We start from the raw sequence: 14387 nt of genomic DNA, 5'->3' as shown, positions 1-14387 counted from the left end.
TAACCCGGTGCAGCCCGGCAGGAAGGGCGGGCTCGGCTTTCACGGGTATGGCCGGGGCTGGAGTATGATCCGGCGCTCGATGGCAGCGGGACGAGGCATGCATTCACCGGCACGGCGGGTCGAGGCGGAAGCGCGCGGACGCCACCCGGCGGTCTGGACCTTCTTCCGCCAGTGGCTCAAGAACCCCCTCGGCATCGCCGCGCTGTCGCCGTCGAGCCGCTACCTCGCGGACCGGATGATCGCGCAGGTGCCCCTTGGTGCGCGCCGCGTGATCGAACTGGGCGGCGGCACTGGCGTCTTCACCGACGCCCTCCTGCGCCGCGGCGTGGCGCCCGCGGACCTGCTCGTCATCGAGCTCAACGAAGAACTGCATCGACTGCTGCAGCGGCGCTTCCCCGATGTGGCCATCGTGCGTGGCGATGCACGCGAACTCGACACCCTGCTGAAACAGGCGGGTTACGCCGATGGCGGCGCGGTCGATGCGATCATCAGCGGCCTCGGCCTGCTGTCGATGTCGCGCGCCACGCAGCGCGCGATCCTGCGTTCGGCCTTCTCGGTGCTTGGTCCCGAAGGCCGCTTCGTGCAGTTCACCTACGGCCCGGCCAGCCCGGTCTCACGCGAGGTCCTCTCCGAACTCGGTCTGGTCGCGCATCGCGCCGGCATGGCCTGGCGCAACGTACCTCCAGCCGGCGTCTACGTGTTCACGCGCGCTGTGCAGCTCGGCTCAGCTTGACGCTGCTTCGCGCTTGAGCGCCGCGGCGAGGTCGTTGTCGAGCCAGGCGGCGATCGGCTTGCGCAGCGCATGGATCAGGCGACCAGGGCGATCGCTGCCGCACCTTGCAGGCGTAGTTGGCGCTGCTCACGGCCAGCCAGAGACCACTGCTCCAATTCTGAGGACCGATGACGAAGGCGATGTGGAACAGGACAAGGGACGGATTTTACGTGCTCAGATCACACGCAACGTGATCGCCTTGAGTACCGCACGCGTGCGGTCGCGCGTGCCGAGCTTGTCGAGGATCGTTGAAACATAGTTCTTGACCGTGCCTTCGGCGAGGAACAGTGACTTCGCGATTTCTCGGTTGGAATAGCCGCCGGCGAGCAGGCGCAGGATGGCGACTTCGCGCGTGTTGAAGGTGTCGGTTGGTGCTGCTTCGTCGTGGAAGCGGTAGCGCGCGCGCACCGGGTCCGTGCTGACCGGCTGCAGCAGGGTCTCGCCAGCGGCGACGCGGCGGATCACCTCGCCGAGATCCTCCGGTGCGGCATCCTTGAGCAGGAAGCCCTGCGCCCCGGCCGCGGTCGCACGCAGCAGCAGGTCGCTGTCGTCGAAGGTCGTGAGCAGCAGCACCGGCGTGGCGTCACCGCGCTCGCGCAGGCGGCGCAGCGCCTCGATGCCGTCGATGCCGGGCATGCGGATGTCGCTGAGCACGACATCGACGCTGGTGTCGGCGAGCGCATCGAGCAGGGTGCCGCCGTCGTCGGCCTCGACCACGACTTCGATGCCGAGGTTGCCGAGCAGGGCGCGCAGGCCGGCGCGCACCAGTGCCTGGTCGTCGGCGAGGGCGATGCGGACCGGCGCGTTCATGCGGCCGCCGGCAACCAGGCCAGCAGGTGCACGGCGCCGGTGTCGAGGCGTTCGATGCGCAGCCCGCCGCCGGCCTCGTCGAAGCGTTCGCGCATGCCGGCGAGGCCGTTGCCGGGCACGGGTTCGCCGCTGCCGCGGCCGTCGTCACGGATGTCGAGAAGCAGCCGGTCTGCTTCGCGGCGCAGCACGATCCACAGGTTCTGCGCCTGCGAATGGCGCGCGCTGTTGGTCAGGGCTTCCTGCACCGCGCGCAGTACCGTTTCGGCCTGCGCCAGGGTGGTCACGCGCGCGTCGCCGGCGATCTCGATGTGGGCGCGAGGACGCGGGAATGGTGCGGCCAATGCGTTCAGGGCCGTGCGCAGGTCCAGGCCATCGTCCTCGCGCATGCGTTCGACGAGCCGGCGCAGGTCGACCAGCAGTTCGTCGGCGAGGCGTTCGCACAGGCGCGGCTGGGGCAGGTCGGCGAGGCGTTCGTCGCGGACGAGCACGGCGAGGTTGAGCTTGAGCGCGGTCAGCTTGTGGCCGGCGATGTCGTGCAGTTCGCGCGCGACGCGCAGGCGTTCGGCATCGCGTGCGCTCTCGGCCAGAAGGCCGCGCGTGGCGAGCAGGTCTGCATTGGCGGCACGCAGGCGTTCGCTCATTTGTTCGGCATGCGCGGCGGCGCGCATCACCATCGCGGCGAACACCTGGAAGCTGGCGTAGGCAAGCACGTAGACGAGCACCGAGCGTGATGATGTCTGCCACGCCAGCAGGGCAACGGCGACGAAGGCGAGGTTGAGGATGCCGAGCATCGCCGACAGCGGTCTCCAATCGAAGTGTGCGGCGAGCATAGCGGCGATGAGGACCAGCAAGACCGGAGACAGGCCATGCGGCGTGCCGGCGATCGCGAGTAGGGCAAGTACGGCGAGCACTGCACCGATCGTGACCACGCACGCCGGCGTATGGTTGCGTGCGATGAAATGCTCGGCGAGGAAGACGACGAGGAAGAGCACGAGGCAGACATGCACGATCGGCGCGGGGACCGGTCCTTTCGGTACGGCGGGCGTACCAAGCCAGACCGCGATCCAGGCCGCACAGGCAGCGAGCGAGGGCGGCGCGACGACGGACTTCAGCACGGACTTCAGCGACGAATGCCAAGTGAGCGACATGTGGCTAGGGATGTCATGACGCCATTGCGGGATTGGGCATCCCTAGCTTGCGACGCACGTAGCACCACGACAAGCCATTGATCGTACAAAGTGACTTTCGGCACCATCGATCGATGACTGTCGACACCACCGTGCCGACAGTGCCCGCGCGAGAGTAGACGCTCCCGACAACCACAGGAGCCTCACCGTGGAGGGCTACCGACTGTTCCTCATCACCCACATCGGCGCCGGCAGTGTTGCCTTGGCGATGTTCTGGATCGCCGCATTGGCACGCAAGGGATCCTCGTTCCATCGCCGGGTCGGCCAAGGCTTCTTCGGTGCGATGTTCGCCGTGCTGGCCAGCGGCGTGCCGTTGACGCTGGGCATGATCGAACGCGGACGTCCAGCGTCGGCGATGTTCCTTGCCTTCCTGCTGCTGCTGACCGGGTCTGGTTGCTGGAACGCCTGGTGCGCGGTTCGCCGGCGCCGCGATCGCCTGGCCTACTTTGGTGGGCTGTTCTGGATGTTGGCTGCGATCAACGCGGTTGCCGGCATCGGTATCGTCGTGCTCGGCATTCGCCTCGCCTCGCCCCTGTTCCAGATTTTCGGCGGAGTTGGCGTGTTCGTGCTGGTTGATTCCATCCTGCGCTGGCGCAAATCCGCACAGGACCCGATGTGGTGGCTGCGCGAACACTACGGCGCGATGATCGGCAACGGTGTGGCGACCCACATCGCCTTCTTCAGCATCGGCTTGCGCAATGCCTTCCCAGGCATCGATCCGGCGTTGGTGCAGCACTTCGCCTGGTTCGGCCCGCTGGCGGTCGCCTTCGTTGCCGCGTTCTGGCTGGGGCGGCGCTACGGTCGCAGGCCGGGTGCGCGCGCCGCGATCCCGCAGGCGTCAGGGCGCTTCGCCGGGCGGACGGCGGCGCAGCTCGTCGAGCCCGGCCTGGAGTGATTCGACCAGCGATTCGAGGCGCTCGACGCGCTCGGCGAGCCCTTTCTGTGTGGGGCCGGCGGGTGCCGGGGTGTGCGACGACAGGGCTGCGGCGGCATCCACCGGCCCGCACAGGAGGTGCATCCAGCGATCCTCGCGCTGGCCCGCGGCGCGGCCGATGCACAGCGCGAGCGCCGGTTCGCGGGTGGCGAGGCGTTCGAGCACTTCGCGGACTTCGTCGGCACTGCCGAACTCGGCGAGGCGCTCGCAGCGCAGGAACAGTTCGTTCGCGGTCTGTGCGCCGCGCAGCATCAGCACGGCGAGCACGGCGCGCTGGCGCGGCGTGACGCCGTAGCCGGCATCGAAGCGGTGCGCATAGCGCGAGGCACGCGCAGCCAGGCTCCCGGTGACGAGGCCGCGGCCTTCGAGTCCGCGCAGGGCGTGGCCAACCGTGCCGGGGTCGTGGTCGCTGACCGGCTCACGGTTCGATTTCTGGTTGCAGGCGGCGACGATGGCATTGAGCGTCAGCGGATAGACGTCGGGCGTGGTCGCCTGCTTCTCGACGAGGCAGCCGAGGATGCGCGCCTGCACGGCGTCGAGCGGCTCGGGTGCGGCGGCTCCCGTTGTTTCCGCATTCGTCATCGACGCTCTCCTCGCGGCATCGGTTGCGGATTCTCGCGTTTCGCGCGGGCGGTCGCCAGAGTGCCCGTCAATGGAACCCGCAATGCCGCGTCGCGACAAGCGCATGCGGCTTTTTTTCTTTTGCCTACGGTCATTTACGGGTGGATTCCGCAATGGGGGGGGCGTATCCTCCGCGCCCACCGAATCCAGCCCGAAGTCCGCAATGAATGCCTCCGTTGTCGCCAGCGATGATCCCTGTCTCGAATCGATCCTGAAGCACATCTCCGCGCAGCCCGGCTCGTCGCGCCAGCGCGAGACCCAGGCTTTCGCCAGCCACTTCTTCCGCCACGTGCCATCCGACGATATCGGCAGCCGCGAGCCGGCCGAGTGGGCACGCATCGCCCTGTACATGTTCGAGTTCGTGCGCCAGCGCAAGCCGGGCACGGCGAAGATCCGCGTATTCAATCCGCTGTCCGCACAGGATGGATTCGACAGCAGTCATACCGTCATCGCCATCGTCAACGACGACATGCCGTTTCTGGTCGACTCGATGTCGATGGTCATCAACCAGGCCGGGCTCGACACGCACACGATCATCCATCCGATCTTCCGCGTCGAGCGCGATCCGGGTGGCCACGTGCTCGCCTTCGCCGACGAGCAGGCCGCCAGCGGCCATGCCGAGTCGGTCATGTTCATCGAGATCGAACGCATCGGCGACGCCGACGAGCTCGAGGTGATCCGGCGCAATATCGTCGCCGCCGTGGACGACGTGCGTGCTGCGGTCGCTGACTGGGGCACCATGAAGGCGAAGATGCTGGCCATCGCTGGTGAGTTGTCCACACTCAACTTGCCATACGACCAGGACACGATCGGCGAGGCCAGCGAGTTCCTGCGCTGGGTTGCTGACGACCACTTCACCTTCCTCGGCTACCGCGAATATCGTGTCGAGCAGGATGGCGAGGCCGAAGTGCTCAAGGCGGTGTCCGGCACCGGCCTCGGCATCATGCACGGCGACGAGAAGGGTTTCGTGCCCCGTTCGCTTAAGACGCTGGCGGCGACCGACCTCGACAAGTCCGGCGCGGTCGGCGCGCTGATCCTGACCAAGACCAACGCGCGCTCGCGCGTGCATCGCGCCGGACACATGGACTACCTGTCCGTGCTCGGCTTCGACGGCGCCGGGCGGGCGGTGACCGAGCGCCGCTTCCTCGGCCTGTTCACCTCATCGGCCTACATGACGCCGCCGCGCGAAGTGCCGCTGTTGCGCCGCAATCTCGAGGCGATCCAGCAGCGCTCTGGGCTCAAGCGCGACTCGCATTCCGGCAAGGCCCTGCGTCACATCCTCGACACCCTGCCGCGTGACGAGCTGTTCCAGTGCTCGACCGACGAGCTCTACGACATCGCCATGACCGTGCTCGACCTGCGCGAGCGTGCACGCACGCGCCTGTTCGTGCGCCGAGACCGCTACGGACGCTTCTTCTCGGTGCTCGCCTATGTGCCGCGCGATCGGTTCAACACCGACGTGCGCGAGCGCATCGAGGCGTTGCTGATGCAGAGTTTCCGTGGCGAACGCGTCGACTCGACCGTGCTGCTCGACGAATCCCCACTTGCTCGCGTGCACATGATCGTGCGCCCGAAGCCCGGCGACCAGCCGACCTGGGACACGGCCGATCTCGAAGCGCGCATCGCCCGGATCGTGCGCAACTGGCAGGACGACTTGCGCGAGATTCTGGTTGCACGCCATGGCGAGGAACGTGGTCACAAGTTGTCCAGCCGCTACGGGCGGGCCCTGCCGGCCGGTTACATCGAGAAGGTCATGCCGCAGAACGCGGCCGACGATGTCGAACTCGTCGCCGCGCTGGCCGATGCCGACGACATCCGCCTGAACCTGTATCGCGCGCAGCGCGACGACGACGCACTGCACTTCAAGGTATTTCGCCTTGGTGGTGACATCACCTTGTCCGAGGTGATCCCGCTGCTCGAGAACCTCGGGGTCAGCGTGCTCACCGAGAACCTCTATGAAATCGCCGGCCATGGCGATTCGGCGATCACGATCCAGGACATCCTGGTCAAGCCGATCAGCCTTTCGTTCGACCTCGACAGCGTGCGCGTGCCGTTCCAGACCGCATTCGAGAAGGCCTGGCGCGGCGAGGCCGAGAACGACGGTTTCAATCGACTCGTGCTTGGCGCGCGTCTGGATTGGCGCCAGGTCAGCGTGCTGCGCGGCTACTGCAAGTACCTGCTGCAGACCGGCGTACCGTTCTCGCAGAGTTACATGGAGCAGACCCTGGCGAACTATCCAGACATCGCCGGCCTGCTCGTCGAGCTGTTCGAAGCGAAGTTCGATCCCGCGCGCACGACGCCCGACGCTGCCGCGCTGACTGCGGCGCAGGGTGTCCTGCGGGACGAGCTGACCACACTCGTGCCCGCAGCGTCGCTTGCTGCCAATCCGGGACTGATAGACACCGTGGTGGCGAGTCGCGCCGAGGAGCGTGACGTCCAGATCGAGACCGTCATGGCGACGATCCGTGCCCTTCTCGAGCGCGTCGCCAGCATCGACGAGGACCGCATCCTGCGCGGCTTCATGGCGGTGATCCGCGCCACCCTGCGCACCAATCACTTCCAACTCGTCGATGGTCACCATCACGACTACACGAGCTACAAGTTCGACCCGACACAGCTCACCGAACTGCCGAAGCCGCGTCCGTATCGCGAGATCTTCGTCTACTCGCCGCGCATAGAGGGCGTGCACCTGCGCTTTGGTCCGGTCGCGCGCGGTGGCTTGCGCTGGTCCGACCGTCGTGAGGACTTCCGTACCGAAGTGCTCGGCCTGGTCAAGGCGCAGATGGTCAAGAACACTGTCATCGTTCCGGTGGGATCGAAGGGCGGCTTCTTCGTCAAGCGGCCGCCGGCAAGCGGCGAACGCGATGCCGTGCTCGCCGAGGGCGTGGCCTGCTACCGCAAGTTCATCAATGGCCTGCTCGACATCACCGACAATCTGGTCGATGGCAAAGTCGCGCACCCCGATGGCGTCGTGCGTCACGACGCTGACGATCCCTACCTCGTGGTTGCGGCCGACAAGGGCACGGCAACGTTCTCGGACATCGCCAACGCGGTCAGTGCCGAACATGATTTCTGGCTCGGCGACGCCTTCGCCTCCGGTGGTTCGGTCGGCTACGACCACAAGGGCATGGGTATCACCGCCAAGGGTGCCTGGGAATCGGTCAAACGCCACTTCCGTGCGCTCGGGCGCGATTCGCAGAGCGAAGACTTCACTTGCGTCGGCATCGGTGACATGTCCGGTGACGTGTTCGGCAACGGCATGCTGCTGTCCAGGCACATCCGTCTCGTCGCCGCATTCGATCACCGTCACATATTCATCGATCCGAGCCCGGATGCCGCACGTTCGTTCGTCGAGCGTGAGCGCATGTTCAGGCTGCCGCGCTCGTCGTGGGCCGACTACGACGCCAGCCTGATTTCGACCGGTGGCGGCGTGTATGCGCGCTCGGCCAAGTCGATCCAGGTCTCGGCGGAAGCCGCGCGCGCGCTCGGCATCGGCGAGGAGGCGCTGACGATGTCGCCGACGGAGCTGATGACGGCGGTGCTCAAGGCGCCGGTCGACCTGCTCTGGAACGGCGGCATCGGCACCTACGTCAAGGCTGTGGTCGAAACCAACGCGGATGTCGGAGACCGGGCCAACAACGCCATCCGCATCAACGGTGGCGACCTGCGCTGCCGGATCGTGGGCGAGGGCGGCAATCTCGGCATGACCCAGCGCGGCCGCATCGAGGCTGCACTCAACGGTGTTCTGCTCAACACCGACTTCATCGACAACTCGGCCGGCGTGGACACCTCGGATCATGAGGTCAACATCAAGATCCTGCTCAACGACGCCGTGCAACGCAACGAGATCACGCTCGCCCAGCGCAACGAGCTGTTGCGTGCGATGACCGACGAGGTCGAACGCCTCGTGCTGTTCGACAACTACCGCCAGAACGATGCGATCAGCCTGATGGAGCGCATGTCGGTGGCGCGCCTCGGTTCGAAGCAGCATTTCATCCGCACGCTCGAATCGCAGGGCCTGCTCGACCGCCAGATCGAGTTCCTGCCGAGCGACGCCGAGTTCGCCGAGCGCAAGGCGCGCGGCCTCGGCCTGACCCGCCCGGAGCTGTCGATCCTGCTGTCATATTCAAAGATCGTGATCTTCCAGCAACTGCTCGACTCCGACGTGCCGGAGGATCCGTATCTTTCCAGGGAATTGCGCCGCTACTTCCCGGAGCCGCTGCGCGAACGGTTCGCCGAGCACATGGAGCGCCATCGCCTGAAGCGCGAGATCATTGCCACGGCGGTGACCAACTCGATGGTCAATCGCATGGGTGCGACCTTCATGATGCGCATGCAGGAGGACACCGGACAGTCGCCGGCCGCAGTCGCCAAGGCGTTCAACATCGCCCGCGAGGTGCTCGACGCACGCGCACTGTGGGCCGACATCGAGGCGCTCGATGGGCGCATCAACGGCAACGCCCAGATCGATGCGACCCTGGCGATCTGGCAGCTCCTGCGCAGCATGACGCGCTGGCTGCTCAACCATCCGGCCGAAGTGCAGGATATCGCCGCCGCGGTCGATCGTTACCTGCCGGGCATGGTCGAACTCAAGGCGAAACTCGGCGAGGTACTGCCCGAAGGCGGCCGCGCCGCGTTTGCGACCGCCTGCCAGCACTGGACGGAGCTCGGGTTCGCCGACGATCTGGCCGCGCGCCTGGCCGCGCTGCCGCCACTCGGCGCCCTGCTCGACATCGTCCAGGTTGCGCGCGACAGCGGACGTGAGGTCGCCGAGGTTGCCGCGGTGTTCTTTGCCACCGGCGAGGCGCTCAACCTGCGCTGGCTGATGGAGAAGATCGAGGAATTGCCGGTCGAGACGCGCTGGCACGCACACGCGCGCGGCTCGCTGCGCGACGAGCTCAACGAGCGTCAGCGCGCACTGACCCTGCAGGTGCTCGACAGTGGCAGCCTGTCCGGTCACGAGCGTGTCAGCGCATGGCTCGAGCGTGATGATCCGGCACTCAAGCACACGCTCGGCATGCTCGCCGAGATGCGCAGCCAGGTCGTGGTCGACTATCCGATCGTTTCGGTCGCCGTGCGGCGCCTGTCCCAGCTCGGTTGAAGCCGGCGCCGGATGGTCCGTGGGAACCGCCCGTAGGAAGCGGCTGTAGGAAGCGGCTGTAGGAAGCGGCTGTAGGAAGCGGCTGTAGGAAGCGGCTGTAGGAAGCGGCTTCAGCCGCGATGCTCCTTCCGTACAACCCCTCAAAGAAGAAGCATCACGCCTGAAGGCGTTTCCTACAACGCATTGATGTCGGGAACAGGGGGTCACGCCTGAAGGCGTTTCCTACAGAACCGGTGCCGCCCCGTCCCGCAGGAAACGCCCGTAGGAAGCGGCCGCAGGAAGCGGCCGCAGGAAACGCCCGTAGGAAGCGGCCGCAGGAAGCGGCCGCAGGAAGCGGCTGTAGGAAGCGGCTGTAGGAATCGGCTGTAGGAAGCGGCTGTAGGAAGCGGCTTCAGCCGCGATGCTCCTTCCGTACAACCCCTCAAAGAAGAAGCATCACGCCTGAAGGCGTTTCCTACAACGCATTGATGTCGGGAACAGGGCATCACGCCTGCAGGCGTTTCCCACGGCGCATTGATGTCGGGAACAGGGGATCACGCCTGCAGGCGTTTCCCACGGCGCATTGATGTCAGGAGCAGGGCATCTGTAGGAATCGGCTGTAGGAATCGGCTGTAGGAAGCGGCTTCAGCCGCGATGCTCCTTCCGTACAACCCCCCAAAGAAGAAACATCACGCCTGAAGGCGTTTCCTACAGCGCATTGATGTCGGGAACAGGGGATCACGCCTGAAGGCGTTTCCTACAGCGCATTGATGTCGGGAACAGGGGATCACGCCTGAAGGCGTTTCCTACAGCGCATTGATGTCGGGAACAGGGCATCACGCCTGAAGGCGTTTCCTACAGCGCATTGATGTCGGGAACAGGGGATCACGCCTGCAGGCGTTTCCTGCGGCGCATTGATGTCAGGAGCAGGGGATCACGCCCGCAGGTGTTTCCGACAGGGTGACAGGGCAACCAGGATTTCGCTTGTGCCGCCGCAAAACTCGGGCGGTCTGCTAGAGTCCCCCGTGCAATCGCAGCGGGGGGCGCCAATGTGAGTCAACGCATCGCTTTCGTCGCCAGCCAGGCTGCCGAGGCGCAGCAGGCGCTGGCGACGCTGAAGGCGCGCTACGGCGAAGCACCTGTCGAGGAGGCCGATGTCGTGGTCGCCCTCGGCGGTGACGGCTTCATGCTGCGTACCCTGCATCGCCACCTGGCGCGGGGCCTGCCCGTGTACGGCATGAAGCTCGGCACGGTCGGCTTCCTGCTCAATCCATGGCATGCCGACGACCTTCCGCAACGTCTCGCGCGTGCGCAGCGGACGATCCTGCATCCGCTCGTGATGCGGGCGAGTTCAGAGTCCGGGTCGACCGTGGAGGCGTTGGCCTTCAACGAGGTCTCGCTGTTGCGCCAGACCAAGCAGGCCGCGCATATCCGCGTTTCACTCGATGGCACGGTGAAGATCGACGAACTGATGTGCGACGGCGTGCTCGTCGCCACGCCGGCCGGCTCGACGGCTTATAACCTCTCCGCGCACGGCCCGATCCTGCCGTTCGGCTGTGGGCTGCTGGCGATGACGCCGATCAGTCCATTCCGGCCGCGGCGCTGGCGCGGGGCCGTGCTGCCGGCACGGCTCGAGGTGCGTTTCGAGATCCTCGATCCCTACAAGCGCCCGGTCAGCGCGACCGCCGATTCCAACGAGGTACGCGATGTCGTCGAGGTCATCGTGCGCGAATCGAGCGAACAGACCATGACCGTGTTGTTCGATCCAGAGCACAACCTCGACCAGCGTATCATCGACGAGCAGTTCGTCGTCTGAATCCGCATCTGCAAAGAGCCTCTTCCATGCACGCGTCAAACCGCAGCCTGCGCCGCCTGCCCTTGCATCTCGCCCTCGCTGCCGTCCTCGCGCCCACCGGCAGCGGATTCGCCGCGGAGATCGCAGCGGGGCTGCGCGAGATGGCTGCGCGTGACGGTACGGTCGATGCACTCGTCGTACTGTCCGCAAAAGCGCCGCGCTCGCTGCTGCGGACCGATGGTGACTACCGCGAACGTCGCCGCGCGTTGGTCGATACTTTGCGCGCGACTGCCGATGTTTCGCAGGCCGGCGTGCGCGCCTGGCTCGATGCCGAGGGTGTCGAGTACCGGGCGTTCTGGATCGTCAACATGATCCAGGCGCGCTTGACACCGGAGCAGTTGGATGCGCTCGCCGCGCGTAGTGACATCGCTGCGCTGCGCACGAACGCCCCGGTCATGCTGGCGCGACCGGTCGAGGTCGATGTGCCGGCGCCCTTGTCGGTCAATGCTATCGAGTGGGGCGTCGAGCGCGTGCGGGCGCCGCTGGTCTGGGCAGCTGGCCATACCGGGCAAGGTATCGTGGTCGCCGACCAGGACACCGGTGTGCGCTGGACGCACAACGCGATCAAGGCGAAGTACCGCGGTTGGAACGGCACCACGGCCGATCACTCGTACAATTGGCACGATGCCGTGCATGGCAGCGGCAATGCGATCTGTCCCGGTGATCGGCCGGCCCCCTGCGATGATGACGGGCATGGCAGTCACACTGTCGGCACGATTCTCGGCGACGATGGTGGTTCCAACCAGGTCGGTGTCGCACCCGGTGCAAAGTGGATCGGCTGCCGCAACATGAATGCCGGCACTGGCACGCCGGCGATGTACAACGAGTGCGCGCAGTTCTTCCTCGCGCCGACCGACGCAAGTGGCGCGAATCCCGATCCGGATCGCGCGCCGGACGTCATCAGCAACTCCTGGGGCTGCCCGGCTTCGGAGGGCTGCACGGCCGGCAACGAGGTGCGTGAGGCGATCGAGAATCTCGTTGCGGGTGGCATCGTCTTCGTTGCCGCAGCCGGCAATTCAGGGTCGGCCTGCTCCTCGATCCTCGACGCGCCAGCCACCTACGAGGCCTCGCTCACGGTCGGTTCGATGACCTCGGGCAATGCCATGTCGGGCTTTTCGAGCCGTGGCCCGGTCGTGGGGCTCGCCGCGGTCAAGCCGGACATCGTCGCCCCTGGTTCGAGCGTGCGCTCGATCACGCGGTCGAGCGACAGTGCCTACACGTCGTTGAGCGGCACCAGCATGGCCACGCCGCATGTGGCCGGCGTGGTCGCCCTGCTGATGTCGGTCGATCCAAGCCTGCGTGGCGATCCGGCGCGTGTCGCCGCCCTGCTGCGCGAAACCGCCGTGCCGCTGACCTCGAGCACGCAGGTCTGCGGCGGCATTCCGGCGACGACGATCCCGAATCCGGTGCAGGGCCATGGGCGCGTCGATGCCTGGAATGCCTACATCCACCTCGATCGCCTGTTTGCCCACGATTTCGACCCGACCGCATTGCGGCCGTAGGAAACGGCCGTGGGAAACGTCCGTAGGAAACGGCTGTAGGAAACGGCCGTGGGAAACGGCTTTGGCCGTGATGCCCTGGCCGTACAACTCCACAAAGCCAGAGCATCACGGCCAAAGCCGTTTCCTACCGCGCAATGCCACGCCTCGGTTAAAGTCGCGGCATGTCCATGCCTCCCGATCCCGCGGCCGCCACCGTGGCCGACAAACTCGTCGTCGCGATCTCTTCGCGCGCCCTGTTCGACCTTGGCGACAGCCATGAGCTGTTCGAGCGCGAAGGGCTCGACGCCTATGCGCGCTACCAGATCGCCCACGAGAATGAACTGCTTGCGCCCGGCATTGCGTTTCCGCTCGTGCAGAAGCTGCTGCGCCTCAATTCGATGGCGCCGTCGGCACCGCGCGTCGAGGTGATCCTGCTTTCGCGCAACTCGGCCGACACCGGCCTGCGCATCTTCAACGCGATCGAGCACTACGGCCTCGACATCGTGCGCGCGGCCTTCACCAATGGAGCGCCGACCGCCAACTACGCGCATCCGTTCGGTGCCAACCTGTTTCTCTCGGCCAATGTCGACGACGTGCGCCGCGCACTCACCGCCGGCGTTGCCGCGGCGACGATCCTGCCGTCCAAGGCGCCGGAGCTGCCGAGCGAGCAGTTGCGCATCGCCTTCGACGGTGATGCCGTGATCTTCGGCGACGATTCCGAGCGCGTTTCCCATCTCGAAGGCCTGGAGGCCTTCCACCGCAATGAAACCGAGCGCGCTGGCGAGCCGCTGGCGGTCGGGCCATTCCGCGGATTCCTCGAAGCCCTGCATCGCATCCAGGCCGCATTCCCGATCGAGGGCTCGCCGATCCGCACCGCCCTGGTCACCGCGCGCTCGGCGCCGGCGCACAAGCGGGTGATCCTGACCTTGCGCGACTGGGGCGTACGCATCGACGAGGCGCTGTTCCTCGGCGGACGCAGCAAGGGTCCGTTCCTCGAGGCGTTCGGTGCCGATATCTTCTTCGACGATTCGATGCTCAACGTCGAATCGGCGCGCCGGCATGTCGCCACCGGCCATGTCCCACACGGCGTGCACAATCTTTGATCGGGCGGCGCGCCCGACTATCCTGAGCGTCCTTCGTCGACGGAACTCCGGCATGCTCGAATCCTTCATCACCGTGACCGAGGTTGCGGAAGGTCCGTTCTTCGCTTCCTCCATATTCAAGCGCAAGTTCAACGAATCGCCCCCGGGATTCCCCCACCACCTGGTGACGTTCTTCCGTGAGTCCGAGCTTTCGTTCGTGCCGCTGTCGTACCTGCATTTCCGGCGTTTCGACGAGGTCTACCTGGTTGGTGGGGGCTGCACCGACGGCCGTGGCTTCGCACGCATGAGCGACGAGCAGCGCGAGCAGGTGCGGGCCAGCGGCGGGCCCTTGTTCAATGCACTGCGCTACGGGTTCGCGCGGTTCGCGGATCGCTGCGAGGCCTACTTCGGCTACTGCGGTGATGCGCGTGCGTACGAGGTCGACATCGCTGCAGGTTTCGAGCCGACCCGGCACCAGTACCTGCTGGCACATTGGCATCGGCCTATCGCGTCGTCCCGTCGCGACGAACTCATAGAAAAGGTTCACGCGATCGGCGCGTTCTGA

10 protein-coding genes are annotated in these 14387 nt (G+C 66.1%); 7 read left to right on the top strand and 3 right to left on the bottom strand.

The window, feature by feature from the left end:
• Positions 1-97: 97 nt before the first annotated feature.
• On the top strand, positions 98-733 hold the full coding sequence (locus KF907_RS15380) for a class I SAM-dependent methyltransferase (RefSeq protein WP_291221816.1): 636 nt from the start codon (positions 98-100) through the stop codon (positions 731-733).
• A gap of 213 nt (positions 734-946) precedes the next feature.
• Here the strand turns inward: KF907_RS15380 and KF907_RS15375 are convergent, their stop codons facing one another.
• Positions 947-1582, bottom strand: coding sequence for a response regulator transcription factor (locus tag KF907_RS15375; RefSeq protein ID WP_291221815.1), 636 nt, complete (start codon positions 1580-1582; stop codon positions 947-949).
• Positions 1579-2730, bottom strand: a complete 1152-nt coding sequence (locus tag KF907_RS15370) for a sensor histidine kinase (protein WP_291221813.1) — start codon at positions 2728-2730, stop codon at positions 1579-1581. The genes KF907_RS15375 and KF907_RS15370 overlap by 4 nt, the downstream gene beginning before the upstream one ends.
• A gap of 187 nt (positions 2731-2917) precedes the next feature.
• Here KF907_RS15370 and KF907_RS15365 point away from each other — a divergent pair, with 187 nt between their 5' ends.
• Positions 2918-3664 carry a hypothetical protein gene (locus tag KF907_RS15365; RefSeq protein WP_291221811.1) on the top strand — a complete coding sequence of 249 codons (747 nt, stop codon included), beginning with the start codon at positions 2918-2920 and terminating at the stop codon, positions 3662-3664.
• Here KF907_RS15365 and KF907_RS15360 read toward each other — a convergent pair.
• On the bottom strand, positions 3608-4285 hold the full coding sequence (locus KF907_RS15360) for a YceH family protein (RefSeq protein ID WP_291221809.1): 678 nt from the start codon (positions 4283-4285) through the stop codon (positions 3608-3610). The two genes, KF907_RS15365 and KF907_RS15360, sit on opposite strands and share 57 nt — an antisense overlap.
• Before the next feature lie 202 nt (positions 4286-4487).
• Between KF907_RS15360 and KF907_RS15355 the strand changes: the two genes are divergently transcribed.
• The 5 genes from KF907_RS15355 (at position 4488) to KF907_RS15335 (ending at position 14387) form a co-directional block, all read left to right on the top strand.
• Positions 4488-9425: an NAD-glutamate dehydrogenase gene (locus KF907_RS15355; RefSeq protein WP_343214770.1), complete on the top strand. Its 4938-nt coding sequence runs from the start codon at positions 4488-4490 to the stop codon at positions 9423-9425.
• A gap of 1030 nt (positions 9426-10455) precedes the next feature.
• The gene (locus KF907_RS15350) at positions 10456-11220 is read left to right on the top strand and encodes an NAD kinase (protein ID WP_291221807.1); all 765 of its coding nucleotides are present in this window, start codon (positions 10456-10458) and stop codon (positions 11218-11220) included.
• Positions 11221-11246: 26 nt separating this feature from the next.
• A complete protein-coding gene (locus KF907_RS15345) occupies positions 11247-12761 on the top strand; it encodes a S8 family serine peptidase (protein ID WP_291221805.1) in 1515 nt (504 codons plus the stop codon).
• Positions 12762-12922: 161 nt separating this feature from the next.
• On the top strand, positions 12923-13843 hold the full coding sequence (locus KF907_RS15340) for a 5'-nucleotidase (RefSeq protein WP_291221803.1): 921 nt from the start codon (positions 12923-12925) through the stop codon (positions 13841-13843).
• A 52-nt stretch (positions 13844-13895) separates the two neighbouring features.
• On the top strand, positions 13896-14387 hold the full coding sequence (locus tag KF907_RS15335; RefSeq protein ID WP_291221801.1) for a hypothetical protein: 492 nt from the start codon (positions 13896-13898) through the stop codon (positions 14385-14387).

Source organism: Dokdonella sp. (genome assembly GCF_019634775.1).
In the GTDB taxonomy this organism is placed as follows: domain Bacteria; phylum Pseudomonadota; class Gammaproteobacteria; order Xanthomonadales; family Rhodanobacteraceae; genus Dokdonella.
This window is presented reverse-complemented; position numbering and strand designations above follow the sequence as displayed.